General features: G+C 57.8%; 17 protein-coding genes. 7 read left to right on the top strand and 10 right to left on the bottom strand.

Annotated elements, in window-relative coordinates:
- Positions 1–69 precede the first annotated feature (69 nt).
- The 3 genes from dprA (at position 70) to NBV64_RS01200 (ending at position 2,718) form a co-directional block, all read left to right on the top strand.
- On the top strand, positions 70–1,224 hold the full coding sequence (gene dprA / locus NBV64_RS01210; protein WP_009460128.1) for a DNA-processing protein DprA: 1,155 nt from the start codon (positions 70–72) through the stop codon (positions 1,222–1,224).
- A gap of 106 nt (positions 1,225–1,330) precedes the next feature.
- Positions 1,331–2,251, top strand: coding sequence for a hydroxymethylglutaryl-CoA lyase (locus NBV64_RS01205; RefSeq protein ID WP_009460129.1), 921 nt, complete (start codon positions 1,331–1,333; stop codon positions 2,249–2,251).
- On the top strand, positions 2,251–2,718 hold the full coding sequence (locus NBV64_RS01200) for a hypothetical protein (protein ID WP_083055264.1): 468 nt from the start codon (positions 2,251–2,253) through the stop codon (positions 2,716–2,718). Before NBV64_RS01205 ends, NBV64_RS01200 begins: the two co-directional genes overlap by 1 nt.
- 245 nt (positions 2,719–2,963) lie before the next feature.
- Here the strand turns inward: NBV64_RS01200 and NBV64_RS01195 are convergent, their stop codons facing one another.
- From NBV64_RS01195 to NBV64_RS01160, 8 genes are all read right to left on the bottom strand, one after another.
- Positions 2,964–3,941, bottom strand: a complete 978-nt coding sequence (locus NBV64_RS01195) for an amino acid ABC transporter substrate-binding protein (protein WP_250757277.1) — start codon at positions 3,939–3,941, stop codon at positions 2,964–2,966.
- A 128-nt stretch (positions 3,942–4,069) separates the two neighbouring features.
- Positions 4,070–5,350 carry a phenylacetate--CoA ligase family protein gene (locus NBV64_RS01190; RefSeq protein WP_250756479.1) on the bottom strand — a complete coding sequence of 427 codons (1,281 nt, stop codon included), beginning with the start codon at positions 5,348–5,350 and terminating at the stop codon, positions 4,070–4,072.
- 253 nt (positions 5,351–5,603) lie between these two features.
- Positions 5,604–6,437, bottom strand: coding sequence for an ABC transporter ATP-binding protein (locus NBV64_RS01185; RefSeq protein WP_035268554.1), 834 nt, complete (start codon positions 6,435–6,437; stop codon positions 5,604–5,606).
- Between the two features lie 50 nt (positions 6,438–6,487).
- Positions 6,488–7,756 (bottom strand): ABC transporter substrate-binding protein, encoded by a 1,269-nt coding sequence (locus NBV64_RS01180; protein WP_009460132.1) that lies wholly within the window; start codon positions 7,754–7,756, stop codon positions 6,488–6,490.
- A 137-nt stretch (positions 7,757–7,893) separates the two neighbouring features.
- Positions 7,894–8,958 (bottom strand): branched-chain amino acid ABC transporter permease, encoded by a 1,065-nt coding sequence (locus tag NBV64_RS01175; RefSeq protein ID WP_009460133.1) that lies wholly within the window; start codon positions 8,956–8,958, stop codon positions 7,894–7,896.
- A gap of 12 nt (positions 8,959–8,970) precedes the next feature.
- Positions 8,971–9,900, bottom strand: a complete 930-nt coding sequence (locus tag NBV64_RS01170; protein WP_009460134.1) for a branched-chain amino acid ABC transporter permease — start codon at positions 9,898–9,900, stop codon at positions 8,971–8,973.
- A gap of 11 nt (positions 9,901–9,911) precedes the next feature.
- Positions 9,912–10,697: an ABC transporter ATP-binding protein gene (locus NBV64_RS01165; protein ID WP_009460135.1), complete on the bottom strand. Its 786-nt coding sequence runs from the start codon at positions 10,695–10,697 to the stop codon at positions 9,912–9,914.
- A gap of 14 nt (positions 10,698–10,711) precedes the next feature.
- Positions 10,712–12,679: an AMP-dependent synthetase/ligase gene (locus tag NBV64_RS01160; protein ID WP_021447098.1), complete on the bottom strand. Its 1,968-nt coding sequence runs from the start codon at positions 12,677–12,679 to the stop codon at positions 10,712–10,714.
- 175 nt (positions 12,680–12,854) lie between these two features.
- Between NBV64_RS01160 and NBV64_RS01155 the strand changes: the two genes are divergently transcribed.
- A complete protein-coding gene (locus tag NBV64_RS01155; RefSeq protein WP_009460136.1) occupies positions 12,855–13,541 on the top strand; it encodes a Crp/Fnr family transcriptional regulator in 687 nt (228 codons plus the stop codon).
- A gap of 29 nt (positions 13,542–13,570) precedes the next feature.
- On the opposite strand, the gene NBV64_RS01150 is transcribed toward NBV64_RS01155, so the two are convergent.
- Positions 13,571–14,539, bottom strand: a complete 969-nt coding sequence (locus NBV64_RS01150) for a Bug family tripartite tricarboxylate transporter substrate binding protein (RefSeq protein ID WP_250756478.1) — start codon at positions 14,537–14,539, stop codon at positions 13,571–13,573.
- A 133-nt stretch (positions 14,540–14,672) separates the two neighbouring features.
- Positions 14,673–15,377: a YggS family pyridoxal phosphate-dependent enzyme gene (locus NBV64_RS01145; RefSeq protein ID WP_031232795.1), complete on the bottom strand. Its 705-nt coding sequence runs from the start codon at positions 15,375–15,377 to the stop codon at positions 14,673–14,675.
- A gap of 194 nt (positions 15,378–15,571) precedes the next feature.
- On the opposite strand from NBV64_RS01145, the gene NBV64_RS01140 reads away from it, so the two are divergent.
- The 3 genes from NBV64_RS01140 to NBV64_RS01130 all read left to right on the top strand — a co-directional run bounded on the left by NBV64_RS01140 (position 15,572) and on the right by NBV64_RS01130 (position 18,699).
- Positions 15,572–16,861 (top strand): Glu/Leu/Phe/Val family dehydrogenase, encoded by a 1,290-nt coding sequence (locus NBV64_RS01140; protein ID WP_035268560.1) that lies wholly within the window; start codon positions 15,572–15,574, stop codon positions 16,859–16,861.
- A 159-nt stretch (positions 16,862–17,020) separates the two neighbouring features.
- Positions 17,021–17,800, top strand: coding sequence for an ABC transporter ATP-binding protein (locus NBV64_RS01135; RefSeq protein WP_009460150.1), 780 nt, complete (start codon positions 17,021–17,023; stop codon positions 17,798–17,800).
- 89 nt (positions 17,801–17,889) lie between these two features.
- Positions 17,890–18,699, top strand: coding sequence for a transporter substrate-binding domain-containing protein (locus tag NBV64_RS01130; RefSeq protein WP_009460151.1), 810 nt, complete (start codon positions 17,890–17,892; stop codon positions 18,697–18,699).
- Positions 18,700–18,708 lie beyond the last annotated feature (9 nt).

The raw sequence follows: 18,708 nt of genomic DNA, 5'->3' as shown, positions 1-18,708 counted from the left end.
CGGCAGTCACACTGGATACAAACGTCCGGGCCACACAGAACAAAGATCGGTTTCGTGCCACACTACCTTATGCCTGATCATTTTAGCTCGGATGAAATCTCGGAAGAATTGCGTGCCTGGTTGCGCCTGTCGCTGGAGCCAGAGCTTGCGCCCGCCCAGGCCCGGCAATTGCTGGCTGCCTGTGGGCTTCCACCGCAAATCTATCAAAGCTCGGTTCAAACCCTGTCGCGCCATCTTCCGGCCGAACTGGCTGTGCAACTAAGCCAGGAACCACTGGACGAGCTGCAGGCGCAGATTGAACAAGCGGTGGCATGGCTCAAGCAAGCCAATCACCATATCGTGACGCTGGCTGACCCCACCTATCCCGCCTCCTTGCTGGACCTGCACGACGCTCCTTTGCTGTTATATGCCAACGGCGATCTGGGAGCCTTGCAACGCAAAGGACTGGCTATTGTGGGAGCCCGCAATGCCACCCAATCCGGCCAGGAAATCGCGACAGATTTTGCAGCTACTCTGGCCTCCAGAGGCTGGTGCATCATCAGCGGCCTGGCTAGCGGCATCGACCAGGCGGCACACAAAGGAGCGTTAAAAGCCGGCCCTTCTTCCGCAGGCACTATTGCCGTGATGGGGACGGGGCTGGACTTGGTCTACCCGGCAGCACACCGCGATCTGGCTCATCAGATCAGCGCTGACGGTCTATTGCTGAGCGAGTTTCCTTTGGGCACCCGGGCCATGCCCCATCACTTCCCACGCCGTAATCGCATTGTGGCTGCCTTGGCCAAAGGCGTACTGGTGGTTGAAGCGGCCAAACAAAGTGGCTCCCTGATCACGGCTCGTTTGGCCGGAGAATTAGGTCGAGAAGTTTTTGCCATTCCCGGCTCCATTCACTCCCCCTTGGCTCGCGGCTGCCATGCCTTGATACGCCAAGGTGCCAAACTGGTGGAAAGCGCCCAGGATATTCTGGACGAACTGGGCAATGTGCAAGGCGACTTCAATCTGGATAGGGCTCCACAAACTGGTTCAAAACCCAATCCTTATGAAGCCTTGCCCGAGGAATTGCGCCCTATTCTGGAGCGTATCGATTTTGCGCCCCTCAGCCCCGAACAGCTGATGCGACGCACAGGCCTGCTGGCGACCGAACTGCCCGCCGTTCTGGCTGAACTGGAGCTGGCAGGCTGCATCGAGCCCCTGGCAGACGGACGCTTTCAACGCTTGAAACCTTAAAGACCATAGGGCAGTTCCTAGGACGCCAGCCCTGGCCTTCAAGAGGTATCATGACGATTACGTAAGGGCCTTCCAGCCCCAGCCATCTACCCCTTCAGGAAACTTCATGTCATACCCATCGCGCGTCAAGATTGTGGAGGTCGGCCCTCGGGACGGCCTGCAGAACGAAAAAGAATTCATCCCCACCGACATCAAGGTCGAACTGGTCAACCGCTTGTCCCACGCCGGTTTTGTGAACGTGGAAGCCGCGTCCTTTGTCTCGCCCAAATGGGTGCCGCAAATGGCGGACGGCGCAGATGTAATGGCTGCTATCGACCGACGTCCCGGTACGATTTATTCGGTTCTGACACCCAATATGCGTGGTTTTGAAGGTGCCCTGGCCGCCAAGGCTGACGAAGTGGTGATCTTTGCCGCCGCCAGTGAGGCATTTTCCCAGCGCAATATCAATTGCAGCATCGAAGAATCGCTGGAGCGCTTTGCCCCGGTTGCCCAGGCTGCCAAAGAAGCCGGTTTGCGTCTGCGCGGCTCCATCAGCTGTTCTTTCGGCTGTCCCTATGAAGGCGCTGTGGCTCCCTCCAATGTGCTGAAAGTGGGCAAACGCCTGATCGAATTGGGCTGTGACGAGATCGATGTGGCCGACACCATCGGCGTAGGCACGGCCCGCCAGGTGTATGACGTCATGCGCATGGTAACCGAGCACATTGACCCGGCTCATGTGTCCGGCCACTTCCACGATACCTACGGCCAGGCCATCGCCAATATCGTTGCCTCCATGCAAGCTGGCATCCATATCTTTCACAGCTCCGTAGCCGGTCTGGGCGGCTGCCCCTACGCCAAGGGTGCAACCGGCAACGTCGCCACCGAAGACGTGCTGTTCCTGATGCAAGGGCTGGATATTGAAACCGGCATTGATCTGAACGCCGTGGTAGACACGGGGCAATGGATTTCGGCTCATTTGAAGCGCAAATCGGCCAGCAACGCCGGTAACGCTCTGGCCGCCCGCAAGCAAGGGGCCGCCGCGTGCTGATGAGCCAAGCTCCCTCGAAAGAGGAAATTGATGCCATGTTGAAGGATCTGGGCTCGCTTCCCATTCAAGGCCGTTCCTGGCCCAAATGGGTAGCAGCCAGCGCCTGGATTGTGCTGGCCCTGATCGGCGTGCGTTTCGCGCTGGTGGCCAGCTCCCCACAAGGGGCCGCCATCAGCCCCGTCCTGGCGGGCTGCCTGGTCCTGCTGTTTACCGGCCTGATTCTGATTGCCTGGCATATGTGGCACGGCGTCACCACGATTGACCAGAACGGTATACGCCAGAACTGGATCATGAAACGGGAGGTGCAATGGCAGGATATTCACTTTGCCAAATTTGTACCTCTATTCAACTCCAAGCGCCTGATCTGCTTTACCCGGCGTGGCCGCCCTGTGATTTTTCAGGGTGCCACACAGGATCTGCAAGTGGCCTTTGCCAAGATCTCGCTGGTATTGCGGCGCAAGAGCTAAGTCTCTCTGTTTGCCCCATACGGCTAACCATATGGGGATAAACCGAGAACCGTACGTTGCAGTTAAGCAGCCTATCTATCGCCGTGTTCCAATACACGGTGATACCTACACCGAGGGTTCAGGGCAGCCCATATCGCCGGGCGAGGCAAAAAGCATATCAACGTCATCGCCCCCAGATCGAACAGTCAATAAAAAAGCAGCTCTCAAAGAGAGCTGCTTTTTGCATATCGCGAATCCCGAAAGGATTAACGAATCGGCAGACCGTAGATCAGGCCACCGTCGATCCACAAGGCGTTCAGGCCACGTTCGATTTGCAGCGGGCTGCCTTTACCCACGTTGCGCTCGAAGGACTCACCGTAGTTACCAACTTGCTTGATGATGTTGTAAGCCCATTTCTCGTCCAGGCCCAGGTTTTTGCCGGCACCGGGAGTCACGCCCAGCAAACGCTGGATATTGGGGTTATTGCTCTTGAGCTTCTCGTCCACGTTGGCAGCGGTCACACCCAGCTCTTCGGCGTTGAAGCTGGCCTGAATGGACCATTTCACAATGTTCAGCCAGGCATCATCACCCTGACGGACGAATGGGCCCAGCGGCTCTTTGGAAATGATTTCAGGCAGCACCAGGTAGTCGTCCGGGTTCTCCATTTTGGAGATACGGATCGACGCCAGACCGGAAGCGTCGGTAGAGAACACATCACAGCGGCCAGCCACGAAAGCGTTAACCACTTCGTTGAACTGCTCGATCACTACAGGCTTGTACTCAACCTTGTTGGCACGGGCCCAGTCAGCCATGGTGTTTTCGTTAGACGTGCCAGTCTGCATACAAACCGTGGCACCGTTCAATTCCTTGGCGCTGGATACGCCCAGTTTCTTGGACACCAAAAAGCCCTGACCGTCGTAGAAGTTGATACCGGCGTGGATCGCACCGACAGCAGTGTCACGCTGCTGAGTCACGGTGGTGTTACGAGCCAACAGATCAATTTCGCCCGACTGCAGGGCCGTAAAGCGCTGCTGCGAGTTCAAGGGTACGGCCTTGAATTTGCTGGCGTCGCCCAGGGTGGCGGCGGCTACCGAGCGACACACGTCGATATCCAGACCCGTCCACGTGCCCTTGTCATCAGGGGCAGAAAAACCGGCAAATCCGGTGGTCACACCACACAGCACGTGACCGCGCTGTTTGACGTTGTCCAGGGTGTCGGCGTGGGCAGCAGGCATGCTGGCCATCAAGGCCAGGACTACAGCAGAAACTGGCACAAAACGCATCGGGCTCTCCTCAAAGATATAGGTATTGACTATTTTCCAGCATAGTACCGCAGCCCGACTGCTACTTGTGTGCATATCTACATGGCTAATTAATCGTAGCTGCGTTGGTCCTCGATGACTTTACCATCCCGAGGCAAGGCTCCTGGCTCCATGAACTCCACCTGGGCACGCAGTTTGGTAATTTCACGAATCGAGTCGGCCAAAGCGCCTTCCAAACCCTCAGGCTTGGACGCGACTTCTACCTGGAACACCATCTGGTCTTGTCCACTGGCACCACGCACCACCAAGCGCGCCTGGCCCAGTTCCTTGTGACGCAGACGAATCTGCTCCACCTGCCCTGGATGCACAAACATGCCGCGCACCTTGGTGGTCTGGTCAGCCCGCCCCATCCAGCCGCGAATACGCTGGTTGGTACGACCGCAGGGAGACTGGCCGGGCATGACAGCAGACAAGTCTCCTGTCCCGAAACGCACCAGCGGATAGTCGGGGTTAAAGGAGGTCACGACCACCTCGCCCACTTCGCCCGGTGCAACCGGCTGGCCTGTACCAGGACGCACAATTTCCAGAATCAGGTTTTCATTGAGCACCAAGCCTTCGCGGGCCTGGGTTTCGTAGGCAATCATGCCCAGATCAGCGCTGCCGTAGGCCTGGTAGCCTGCCACCCCGTGCTCACTGAACCATTTTTGCAAGGAAGGCGGGTAGGCTTCGCCGGAGAACAAGGCCTTGCTCAGCCCTGGCAGCGCAATCTGCATGGACTGGGCTTTTTCCATGATGATCTTCAGAAAACTGGGGGTGCCGGTATAACCATGCGGGCGCAAATCGGCCATGGCCTGTACTTGCTGTTCGGTTTGACCCACGCCTCCTGGAAACACCGTGCAATCCAGGGCATGTGCGGCGGTCTCCATCATGGAACCAGCCGGGGTGAAGTGGTAGGAGAAGCAGTTGAAAATCAGTTCCTCGCGGCGGAAACCGGCCGCGTACAGTGCACGTGCAAAGCCCCAATAGTCCGGACGACGGCTTTCTGGCTCGTACATGGGACCGGGCGAGGCAAACACCTTGCGGGCCGCACCCCAGGCAATGGAGGAAAAGCCCCCGAATACGGACTGCGCGTAATCCGCAGACGGCGCCCCGGAGCGAGCCTGCTCGCGCGCTTCCAGCTGGGCTTTCAGCAGCTCGCTTTTACGAAACACCGGAATGGCCAGCAGATCCTCGCGGCTGCGCACGGCGGCCAGATCAACCGGACCCAGTTGCTTGGCAATCGCAGGGGCCCCTTTTGCGGCCGCTTGCAAGACCTGCGGCAAACGGGACAGTAAATCGGCTTCGCGCTCGTCCGGCTCCAGGGTTTCGCGCTCGTCGTAATATTCGCTCATCTCTCCTCCAGTGGGATGAATTGGCATTCAAACACTCCCGCGCCCAGCCGACGTTCTGTCCGCAGACAGACAGGTGTCGATACCAAGCTCTGCTACCACACCCCGTGTAGCCAGAAGCTGCCCAAAACTAAAAACGTCAAAAGGGGTCAGGGCGGCACCTTGTGTGCATCCCGATCGGTGGCCTGCTCCTGTGCTGATCCTGCTGCTTTCAATACAGGCCAGGCCCTGCTGATACATTGGAAATCCTTGGGAGTTAAGCCAGCCAGCGCTTGCGTCGTCGATAAAATTTATTGTCGCGAAAGCTCTTGCGCTCGCCCCCGGACACACCCAGATAGAACTCCTTGACGTCTTCGTTCTCGGCCAAGGCCTGGGAGGGTCCATCCATCATGACGCGGCCGTTTTCCAGGATGTAGCCGTAGTCGGCATACTTCAGGGCCACGTTGGTGTTTTGCTCGGCCAGCAAGAAGCTGACGCGCTCGCGCTGATTCAGGTCACGCACGATCTCGAAAATTTCTTCCACCACCTGTGGTGCCAGGCCCATGGAGGGTTCATCCAGCAAGATCATGCCCGGGTCGGCCATCAAGGCACGGCCAATGGCACACATTTGCTGCTCCCCGCCCGAGGTATAGCCGGCCTGACTGGTACGGCGCTGCTTCAGACGCGGAAAATACTGGTACACCTTGTCCAGCTCGGCGCTTAAATCGCCGCGTGACAAGGTACGGGTATAAGCCCCGGTCAGCAGATTCTCTTCAATGCTCAAGTGCGCAAAACAGTGGCGCCCTTCCATCACCTGCACCACGCCGCGCTTGACCAGATCAGCCGGAGTCAGTTGGTCAATACGTTCGCCACGCAGATGGATCTGGCCTTTGGTCACATCGCCACGCTCGGCGCGCAGCAAATTCGATACGGCCCGCAAGGTCGTGGTTTTACCGGCACCGTTGGCGCCCAGCAAGGCAACAATCCGCCCTTCTGGCACACGCAAGGACACGCCCTTGAGTACCAGAATGACGTGGTTGTAAATCACTTCGATGCCATTGACGTCCAACAAGATGGGCGTCTCATCCACTTGGCCTACGGTCTCACTCATAATCTTCCCCACGCAATGCAGTGCCCAGGGCGAACCCTGGGCGCCTGGGTTTAGCCTTCGCAGGTGCGAGGCGTAATTTTCTTCTCGGCGGCGTATTTAGCCGACATTTCCTTGACTAAAGGATCGACAAACTTCTTGTCGGACTGATACCAGTCGGACACGACGTCGAACTTGCTGCCGTCCCACTGCACGATACGGGCCCAGTCATCACCCATGTGGTTGTTGCACGAGGTTTTGACGGGACGCATGATGCCTTCAAAGCCCAGCTCTTTCAGGCGTGCTTCGTCCAGATTCAGGTTCTCGAAGCCCCAGCGCACTTGCTCGGGGGTCATGTGCTGACCTTTGCCGAACTTCTCTTGTGCGGTGCGGATAGCCTCAACCTGCATCATGGAGATCATCATGCCGCGGGTGTGAGCCAGCGTGCCGACGTACTTGTCACCGTTTTCAGCGCCTTTGCCTTTGGCGTGCATCTCGCGCACAGCGTCATGCACCGGACCGTCCCCAGCACTGTTGTGAATGGTGATGCCCTTGTAGCCCTTGGCGGTCTGGCCCAGATCGACCACATCGCTCTCGGAAGCTGCCCACCAGATGCCGTAGATCTTGTCGCGTGGGTAACCCACAGCCTGAGCTTCACGGATGGCGGTAGGCGTCATGATCCCGGCGCTCCACAGCAGGACGAAGTCAGGACGGTTCTTGCGCACTTGCAGCCAGGTGGATTTCTGCTCCACGCCAGGGGCGGTCACCGGGTACAGATCCAGCTTGAAGCCTTGTTCCTTGGCACGTGCCTGCAACAGGGCGATAGGCTCTTTACCGTAGGGCGAGTCGTGATAAACCAGCGCAATGCGCTGATCCTTCAGCTTGTCCTCCCCAACTTGCTTGGCAATGTCCTGGATCATGACGTCAGCCGCAGTCCAGTAGGTACCCAGCAGCGGGAAGTTCCACTCGAATACCGCACCGTTAGCCGAGTGCGACAGGCCGTAGCCCATGGTCTCAATGGTCACGCCATCCACAAAGGCCTTGTCGGTCAGCGCGAAGGTAATGCCCGTGGACTGGGTATCAAAACCCGAAGCGCCCCCGTTCTTGCCTTTCATGCGCTCGTAGCACTCCACGCCACGGTCGGTGGCGTACGCTGTTTCACACTCTTCGTATACCAGCTTGACGCCATTCACACCGCCGTCACGTTCATTGACCAGAGCCAGATAGTCCAGCTTGCCATCGGCCCATGGAATACCCAGTGGGGCAAAGGAGCCGGTGCGGTAGGTCAGCAAGGGAATGTACTGTTCCTCGGCTGCTACAGCGGCTGTACTCATGGTCAGCATTGCAGCGCAAGCACTCAAACCGAGCACAGCGCGTTTCAGTCGTGTTGTCATCTCCTGGTCCTCCGATAAGTACCATTTGTCTAAGTACCCCGTCCCGATTGGCGGGGCTGTTGTTGTAATGAACTGCCTACCTGCTGTTAATGGGGGAAGGGCCACAAGCGCAGCTTTTCCTTACCAATACTCCAGAGTCGAGCCAAACCGTGCGGCTCCACAATCAAGAAAAATACGATCAGGGCACCGAATACCATGTGTTCAATATGCGAGGCGGTATCCACGCCAATGGACACACCAAACCAGTGCGGCACGTTGGTCAGGAACACGGGCAGCAAGACCATGAACGCGGCACCGAAAAAGCTACCTACGATCGAGCCCAGACCCCCGATGATGACGATGAACAGCAACTGCAAGGAGCGGTTCAGGTCAAAGGCCAGCGGCTCCCAGGAACCCAGGTGCACAAAGGCCCACAAGGCACCGGCCACACCGATGATGAAAGAGCTGACGGCAAAGGCGGTGAGCTTGGCGTAGACCGGACGAATACCAATCACTTCTGCGGCCACGTCCATGTCACGAATGGCCATCCATTGGCGGCCAATCGCACCACGCACCAGGTTCTTGGCCAGCAGAGCAAACACCACCACGAAGATCAGCACGAACAGGTACTTCTGCATGGGGGTTTGAACCGGCAAGCCAAAGGCGCTCAAGGCAGGCACCGACACGTTGCCGGAAGGCGAATAGTTCGTGAAGAAGGCAATACGCAGGAAAGCCCAATCCACAAAGAACTGTGCGGCCAAGGTCGTGACGGCCAGGTACAAGCCACGGATACGCAAGCTGGGGATACCAAAGGCCACGCCTACCAAGGTGGCGAACACGCCGCCCAGCAGGATCTGCAGGACCAGTGGCAGCTCCGGAATACGGACACCAAAGTTCCAGGCGGCATACGCACCCACAGCCATGAAAGCACCCGAACCGATGGAAATCTGGCCGCAATAGCCCACCAGAATGTTCAGGCCAATCGCTGCCAAAGACAGGATCAGAAAGGGGATCAGAATAGCTTGCAGGAAGTAGTTGGATGCCATGGCTGGCACCAGCAGGAATGCCACCAGCAACAAGCCCAACACCACATAGCGATCCTGGCGGATGGGAAAAATCTGCTGGTCAGCCCGATAGCTGCTTTTGAACTGACCATTTTCGCGGTAAATCATATCGACTCCACCTCAGACGCGATCAATAATCTTCTCGCCGAACAGACCTTGTGGTCGGAACAGCAGGAACACCAGGGCCAGCACATAAGCAAACCAGATCTCGATGCCGCCACCTACATAAGGGCCCAGGTAAACCTCGGACACTTTCTCGCCCACACCGATAATCAGGCCACCCACAATAGCGCCGGGCACCGAGGTCAGACCACCCAGAATCACCACCGGCAAGGCGCGCAGCGCTGCGGTCGACAAGGTGAACTGCACCCCGTATTTGGAGCCCCAGATAATGCCGGCAACCAGAGCCACCAAACCGGCTACGGTCCAGACCACCACCCAGATACGGTTCAAGGGAATACCAATGGATTGCGCTGCCTGATGATCGTCCGCCACCGCACGCAGGGCGCGGCCCACGCTGGTGTATTGGAAGAAGATGGCCAGGGCCACAACCAGCAAGGCCGCCACCACGGCCGAGCTCAAGTCTTCCAGACTGACCAGCACACCGCCTTCAAACATGGACTCCAGAATGAAAGCCGGGTCTTTGGGCATGCCCACATCAATGGAATACACGGAGCTGCCAAACACGATCTGACCCAGACCGTCGAGCAGATAGCTGATACCGATCGTGGCCATCAGCAAGGTTGTGCCTTCCTGATTCACCAGATAGCGCAGCACCCAGCGCTCAATGACGACGGCCAGCACAAACATCAAGATGGCCGAGACAATGAAAGCCAGCACATTGCCCAGGATGCCCGGCTCCATGCCCAGCAACTGCGGAATCCACTGGGACAGACGGGCCATGGCCAGCGCGGCCACCAGCACCATTGCACCCTGTGCAAAGTTAAAGACACCCGATGCTTTGAAGATCAGGACAAAGCCCAGCGCGACCAGGGCGTATAACATCCCGCTCATCAGCCCGCCCAGCAAGGTTTCAAGAAAAAATGCCATGTCCGTTCCCCTCAATGGCCAGCGCCAAGATAGGCGCGAATGACGTCCGGGTTTTGTCGTACTTCGTCCGGTACTCCGTCACCAATTTTCTTGCCATAGTCCAGGACCACCACACGGTCCGAAATATCCATGACCACGCCCATATCGTGTTCAATCAAAACAATCGTGGTGCCGTACTCTTCGTTCACATCCAGAATGAAGCGACACATATCCTGCTTTTCTTCGATGTTCATGCCCGCCATGGGCTCATCCAGTAGCAGAATGCTCGGTTGCATCGCCAGTGCCCTCCCCAGGTCAACCCGCTTTTGCAGGCCGTAAGGCAAGCGTCCTACCGGCGTTTTGCGGTAGGCCTGGATTTCCAGAAAGTCGATGATGCCTTCCACATATTCACGGTTGCGAATCTCTTCACGCTCGGCACCACCCAGTCGGAAAGCCTGGGCAAACACCCCGCTTTTCATGTGCAGATTGCGGCCGGTCATGATGTTGTCCAGCACACTCATGCCCTTGAACAGAGCCAGGTTTTGAAAGGTGCGGGCAATGCCCTGCTCGGCGGTGTGACGCGAGTTCATGCGGGCATAACTCTGGTCACGCAAGACAATCTCGCCTTGTTGTGGTGCATACACGCCATTGATGACGTTCAGCATGGAGCTTTTGCCTGCGCCGTTCGGGCCAATGATGGAGCGGATCTCGTGTTCACGGATGTTGAACGAGATGTCGGTCAGCGCTTTCACACCACCAAAGGACAGCGAAATATTCTTCAAATCCAGTACCACTGGGCCAATGCGACGGCCCGGCATTTGCGCCTCACTCATCATGCGCTCCTTGCTGCTGCGTCTGTCATGCGCTCAATGTGCAGGTCTGCCGAAATGCGACCGCTGCGCCCATCCTCAAACTTCACTTCTGTCTCCACAAACTGCCTGTCCAGGCCATTGAACAGGGCGTCGACCAGAACCTTGTACTTTTGCGCGATAAAGCCGCGACGTACTTTGCGGGTACGGGTCAGTTCATCGTCATCGGGGTCCAGCTCTTTGTGCAGAATCAGGAAGGCACTGATGCGAGATCCTGCCAGCTTGGGATCATTCGCCAGATCAGCATTGACCTGAGCCACACAGTCCCGAATCAGGGCATAGACCTCGGGTTTGCCCGCCAGATCGGTGTAACCGGCATAGGGCAGGTTGCGACGTTCGGCCCAGTTACCCACGGCCTCCAGATCAATATTGATAAAGGCACACACTTCCTCCTGACCATCGCCAAAAGCCACGGCTTCCTTGATGAAGGGGAAGAACTTGAGCTTGTTCTCGATGTACTTGGGTGCAAACAAGGAACCATCAGCCAGCTTGCCCACGTCCTTGGCACGGTCGATGATCTTTAACTGACCATCGGTATCCAGATAACCGGCATCACCCGTGTGGTACCAGCCGTCCTCGGTAAAGGACTCGGCGGTGGACTCGGGGTTGCGGTAGTACTCCTTGAACAGGCCGGGGCTGCGCACCTGAATTTCACCGTTATCGGCCACGCGGATTTCCACGCCTTTCACAGGTGGGCCTACGGTGTCGGCACGCACATGGCCGTCTTCCTGGACGCAGACGAATACCGAGGTCTCGGTAGCGCCATAGAGCTGCTTCAGGTTGATGCCAATGGAACGGTAAAAGTCGAACAGGTCGGGGCCAATAGCTTCACCGGCGGTGTAAGCCACACGCACGCGGCTCATGCCCAGGGCATTCCGCAAGGGGCCGTAGATCAGGATATTGCCCACGCCATAGCACAGACGATCCCACATCCCCACGCCGGGGCGCTTGTCCAGAATCTGCACACCCACACGGTGCGCCAGAGACATGAAACGCTTGTACAAGGCGCGCTTCAGGGCACCGGCATCTTCCATGCGGATAGTCACTTGCGTGAGCAAGCCTTCCAGCACGCGGGGAGGCGCAAAGTAATAGGTCGGGCCAATATCGTGCAGATCGATGGACACGGTTTCGGGTGACTCAGGGTGATTCACCGTAAAGCCCGTGACCAGGAACTGCGTGTAGGAAAACATGTTCTGCCCGATCCAGGCGGGGGGCAGATAGGCCAGCACTTCCTCGGCATCGGTCAGCGATTCCAGTTCCTGAATGGCCAGGCCACGATCCACCAGCGCGCCGTGAGTCAGTACCACACCCTTGGGCTTGCCGGTGGTGCCGGAGGTGTAGAACATGGCGGCGGCATGGTCAGGCGTAATGGCCTTCCAGATGCGTCGCACACAGTCCGGATCCCGCGCCAATTGCAGGCGGCCCTGCTCCATGACCTGCTCGATGTATTGCAGCTGTTCTTGCTGATAATTGCGCAGACCGCGTGGGTCGTCATAGATCAGCGCATCCAGATCGGGGCACTGGTCCCAGACTTCCAGCAGCTTGTCGACCTGCTCCTGGTCCTCGACCACGGCCACGCGTATGCTGGCATCCAGCAATACGTGCAGCATTTCCTGGGCTACCGCATCCTGATACAAAGGCACGGGCACAGCGCCCAGCATTTGCGCCGCCATCATGGCCAGGTACAGGCGCGGGCGGTTTTCACCGATCACCGCGACGTGCTGACCGTCTTTGACACCCAGCCCGGCCAGGCCCGCAGCCAGTTGCTCGGCCTGTTCAGCCAGCTCTTGCCACGTCCAGGTCTGCCAGATTCCCAGGTCTTTTTCGCGCATGGCAACTTTGTTGCCGCGCACCTGGGCATGGTGTTCTATCCAGGCTGGGAAGGTGCCGGGTAAACCCGCTACCTGCTCTTTATCCATCCGCACAACCATGTCTCCTCCGAATTTTCCCGGCTTGTTATGGTCCAGGAGGCTGCTTATGATTGCGGCAGAAGGCAGATGTTATGCCCTCAAGCTATTTGCAGCCTGTTAATAATCAAGTTATCGGTTGCCCGTCCCGAAGATTGTCACGGACATGACATTCGACCTTTATCGAGGGTTAATCCTCATGCATGTTGTAGATGCTTTATCGGAGCGAGCCGCCTGGTTTCGCTTGTTGACACCCGAGCTGCAAGAGCGTGTCCGCCGCGACACACTGATCACCGCATACGAGGCCGGGGCCATCGTCGAACGCAAGGGAGAACGCGCCACCGCGTGGATTGGCGTGCTCTCGGGTTTGCTCAAAGTGTCGGTGGGAAATTCCGAAGGCAAGATCGCTTCCATGACCGGGGTACCCGCCGGTGGCTGGATAGGCGAAGGCTCCTTGCTGAAAAACGAAGAGCGCAAATACGATGTGGTCGCCTTGCGCGACAGCCAGGTGGCCCGCTTGCCCGTACACAGTTTTAACGATTTGCTGGACCAGAGCATTGCTTTCAACCGCTACCTCCTGCATCAGCTCAATGAACGTGTGGCGCAATTTATCGGCAAGGCGGAATACAACAGCCTGTCTACCCCCGATGCCCGCGTGGCACGCTGTCTGGCAGAGCTGTTCAACCCGCTGCTCTACCCCGGAAAAGGTCTGCGCCTGGACATTACCCAGGAGGAGATCGGCTACCTGGCGCGTGTGTCGCGCCAACGAGCCAACCAGGCCCTGCGCCAACTGGAAAACGAAGGGCTGTTGTTGATCAAGTATGGTGGCGTCCAGGTGCTGGACCTGGACGGTCTGAAACGTTACGGCGATGAATATGCCGCCTGATTATGCGGCCACTGTTGACCGCATCAAGGTCAATCCATACGGATGCCCGCACGCTCGATAACCGTGGCCCATTCAGCGCGTTCACGCTGGGCGTAAGCCTGGAATTCATCGGGCGTCATGGGCATGGGTTCCACCCCCATCTCGCGAATACGCTGATCCAGCTCGGGCGTTTTCAGGGCCTGCATCAAGTCCTGGCTCAAGCGTTGACGGGCGCCTTCGTCCATCTTGGATGGGCCCACCAAACCTTGCCAGGCATAGGCGTAGAAGTCGGCAATACCCGCTTCGGCCATGGTTGGCACATCAGGCAACAGACTGCTACGCTCGGGCGTGGCAACCGCCAGCACCCGCAATTTGCCGGCCTTGATGTTGGATAGCGCTGCGGCGGAATCCACAAAGGACATATCCACCTGACCGCCCAGCAAATCCTGAATGGCGGGTGCGGCTCCCTTGTAAGGCACGTGCACGATCTTGGTGTCCGTGCGCTGCTTGAACATCTCCAAAGCCAAATGGTGTGGAGAGCCACTGCCAGCGGACGAGGACGTCAGCTTTTCAGGTTGTTTACGCGCTGCTTCCAACAGATCGGCCACGGTTTTATAGGGCGACTCCTGTGGCACTGCCAGCATCAGGGGGAAGCGGGCCAGACCGCCCACATAGGTGAAGGCAGCCGGGTCATATTGCAGCTTGCTGTACAAAGAGGAGTTAAAGGCCAGTGTGCCCGAATCAGCCGTGCCTACGGTATAACCATCCGGCTTGGCGTTGCTGACATAGGTCGCGCCGATAATGGTGGCGGCCCCCGGTTTGTTTTCCACAATCAAGGTCTGGCCCAGGCTGCTTTCCAGCTGCTTGGCGACCAGCCGGGCAATCACATCTGAACCGCCGCCTGCGGGATAAGGTACTACCCAGGTGACGGCAGACTGGGGCCAGTCTGCTGCCAAGGCCGTTCCTGTCAGGCTGGCGCTTAGCAACAGCACACCGGCTCCAAAGTTCTTCCAATGCATGATGTCTCCTCCATGCGTGTAGACAGCGCTTTTGGCGCTATTTTTTTAAGTTTTAAGCTTCCCGTCCGGGATGCGCAGAGACATTATGCGCGGACAGCCCTGCACAGGGCATTAGTAACGATGCGGATATCGATTAGCTGTAATCGCGTGCGCCAAACAGGGCCGAACCCACTCGCACTTCAGTGGAACCTTCCTGAATCGCCAGCTCGAAATCACCGCTCATGCCCATGGACAGGCCTTGCACCTGTTCATGGCCCAACTCCACCAGACGATCGCGCCACTGGCGCAGGCTGGCAAAGCAGGCGCGGACTGCCTGGGGGTCATCGCTATTGACGGCCATGGTCATCAGACCACGGACCTTCAAGGTATCGAGCGAACGCAGGGACTGCATGAAGGCGGGCAGTTCTTCAGGGGCCAAACCAAATTTGCTGGGCTCGGGCGAGGTCTTGACCTGGATCAGCACGTCCAGGCTACGCTGCTCGTTTTGCAGGTGTCGATCCAGGGCCTGAGCCAGGGACAAACGGTCCAAAGACTGTACTTCGCTGGCCAAGCGTGCAATATCTTTGGCCTTATTGCTCTGCAGATGGCCTATCATCACCCACTGCACCGCGCGATCGGCCAGCTCTGCCTGCTTGTCTCGAATCTCCTGAACCTTGTTCTCGCCCATTCGCGACAGGCCCAAATCCAGGGCTTGAGCCAGCACGGGCACAGGAAAGGTTTTGCTTACCGGTAAAAGAGCCACCGCATCAGCAGGGCGGCCGGCCTGCAAGCAAGCCTGTTCGATACGTTGGCGCAATTGCGCCAAGCGACCAGAAAGGGAAGAGTCAGAAGAAGCCATCAATGCACACGCACCCAGATAAAACCATCGCAAACGCTGCAAACACAACAGCGGCCATTTCCGATAGCATAACTGTTGCACACGGCCACCGCTAAGCCCATCCACAGCGTGTTTGCCAGGTTCTGCGTCTGTGCGCAATCACACGTCTTCACTGTGTACTCGTATCCCGTTTCCCCAACCTTATCGAGGAGCTCATGACAGATCGTCCCACCCATGCTTTGCCGTCATACCTGAACGCCGACGACGTCGGCCCGTGGGGTATTTATCTCGAACAAGTGGAGCGAGTCACTCCGTATCTGGGCAAACTGTCCCGATGGGTTGAAACACTCAAGCGCCCCAAGCGCACGCTGATTGTCGACGTACCCATTGAACTGGATAACGGCACCGTGGCCCACTTCGAGGGCTACCGCGTTCAGCACAATACTTCCCGTGGCCCAGGCAAGGGCGGCGTGCGCTACCACCAGGATGTCACCCTGTCCGAAGTGATGGCTCTGGCTGCCTGGATGTCGATCAAATCGGCTGCCGTGAACCTGCCATTTGGCGGTGCCAAGGGCGGTATTCGTATTGACCCGCGCAACCACTCCCAGGCCGAACTGGAGCGCATCACCCGCCGCTACACCAGCGAAATCGGTGTGATTATTGGCCCCAACAAGGACATTCCAGCCCCGGACGTGAACACCAACGCCCAGACCATGGCCTGGATGATGGACACCTACTCCATGAATGTCGGTGGCACCAGCACCGGCGTGGTCACCGGCAAGCCTGTCTCCCTGGGCGGTAGCCTGGGCCGTGTGGAAGCCACTGGCCGCGGCGTGTATACCGTGGGTTGTGAAGCGGCCCGCGACGCCGGTATCGACCTGAATGGCGCCCGCGTCATTGTGCAAGGCTTCGGTAACGTGGGTGGCACCGCTGCCCGCCTGTTCCAGGAAGCCGGTGCCAAAGTGCTGGCCGTACAGGATCACACCGGCACGGTATACAACCCCAACGGTCTGGACGTACTGGCCTTGCTGAACCACATGGAACAGCACAAAGGTCTGGCCGGAGCGCCCAATGCCGAGGCCATTTCCAACGAAGACTTCTGGCATATCGAAACCGATCTGCTGATCCCGGCCGCGCTGGAGGGCCAGATCAACAAGAACAATGCCGACCGCATCCGCGCCCGCATTGTGATCGAAGGCGCCAACGGCCCCACCACCCCGGAAGCCGACGACATCCTGAACGACAAGGGCGTGATCATTGTTCCGGACGTGGTAGCCAACGCCGGTGGCGTAACCGTGTCCTACTTCGAATGGGTCCAGGACTTCTCCAGCTTCTTCTGGACCGAGGACGAGATCAACAACCGTCTGGAAATGATGATGCGCTCGGCCTACACCACGGTGGCGGCGGTTGCCAAAGAGCACAACGTCACCTTGCGTACGGCTGCCTTTATCGTGGGTTGCGCCCGCATTCTGGAATCTCGTCAGGTACGCGGCCTGTATCCATAAACTCATAAGGCGGCGTACCCGGTTTATGCCGCTTTTTATGAGCAAAATACAGCGCTTGTGCAAAAAAAACAGGGGGAAAGCGGTAGAATCGGGGCATCCAGGATATGACACCCGTATGAAACCCTTACCCCCTTTCTCTTTGACCGCAAGGACGTTGCTGTGAATAACAATGACCTGAACGCGGCGGTCCAGGTACGCGACATCCACAAACGCTTTGGCACCAACGAGGTGCTCAAGGGCATTTCCCTGCAAGCTCACAAGGGCGACGTACTCTCCATTATTGGAGCCTCCGGCTCGGGCAAGAGTACCCTGCTGCGCTGCATTAACCATCTGGTCGTCCCCGATCAGGGCGAAATCCAGATCGGCAATGACATTTTGCGCAGCCATCGCAATCGCAAGGGCATTTGCCAGACAGACAATCCGCGCCTGCTGGAACAAGTCCGCGCCCGCTTGGGGATGGTGTTTCAGAACTTCAATCTGTGGTCGCACCGCACGGTGCTGCAAAACGTCACTGAAGGCCCCATCCACGTCAAAGGCCGCCCGGCCCGTGAAGCGGCTGAATACGCCCGCGAACTACTGGGCAAGGTGGGCCTGAGCAACAAATGCGATGCCTACCCGGCCGAATTGTCCGGCGGTCAGCAGCAACGCGTGGCCATTGCCCGTGCCCTGGCCATGGACCCGGATGTCTTGCTGTTTGACGAACCGACTTCGGCGCTGGACCCGGAAATGGTGGGCGAAGTACTGCGCGTGATTCGCCAACTGGCCCAGGAAGGCCGCACCATGATCCTGGTCACCCACGAAATGAATTTTGCGCGTGACGTCTCTTCCGAGACCATTTTCATGCACAACGGCCTGATTGAAGAACGTGGCCATCCCAAAGATCTGTTCGATAGGCCACAATCCGAGCGTCTACAGCAGTTTCTACAACCAATGCAGTAAGATCATCGCTTCGTGAATACGACACCGGCTGGAAAACCAGCAGGGCCAATACGGCTCTGACCAGCCTATCCACAAAGGAGAGCCAGACCATGAGTTTCCTCAGCAAGACCCTGATCTGTGCCAGCCTGGCCCTGTTGGGCTCCCAGGCTGCAATGGCAGACACCCTGAAAATCGGTACCGAAGGCGGTTACCCACCATGGAGCATGGTGGACGCAGCCGGTAAAGTCACCGGCTTTGACGCCGACGTGGGCGCTGCCCTGTGCAAGGAGCTGAACAGCGATTGCAAATTCATCGTGCAAGCCTTTGACAGCCTGATTCCTTCGCTGGATGCCAAACGCTTTGACCTGATCATCTCGGGCATGTCCTACACCCCCGAGCGTGCCAAGCGCGTGAATTTCAGTATTCCTTACGCCGTTGAAGACGCCATTTTCGTTCTGCCCAAGAACAGTGAACTGGTCGGTGCCGACAACGAACAAGCTATTTTTGATGGCCTGGCTGGCAAAACCATTGGCGTTCAAGGTGGCACCACTCACGGCGCTTTCCTGTCCAAGAAAGCCCCCAAGACCACCGTCAAGAACTACGAGACCCTGGACCAGATGCAAATCGATCTGGACGCCGGTCGTCTGAACGGCACCTTTGCCGACCTGACCTCCCAGTCCAAGTTCCTGCATAAAGTCGGCGAGGACAACTTTGCCCTGTCCAAGCTGGTCATCAAAGGCTCCTCCGACCCTGAAACTCTGGGTTATGGCATTGCCGTCGGTATTCACAAAGACAATGCAGAACTGAAAGCCAAGGTTGACGCTGCCCTGTGCAAGCTGATCGACGATGGCACCGTCAAGACCGCCAGCGAAAAGTGGTTTGACATCGACATCGCCAACTACGAGATCTGCAAGAAATAAGTCGAGAAG

Source organism: Alcaligenes sp. DN25 (assembly GCF_023674485.1).
Classification (GTDB): domain Bacteria; phylum Pseudomonadota; class Gammaproteobacteria; order Burkholderiales; family Burkholderiaceae_B; genus Alcaligenes; species Alcaligenes phenolicus.
The sequence above is the reverse complement of the archived record's forward strand: the minus strand, read 5'-3'. Positions and strand labels throughout refer to the sequence as shown.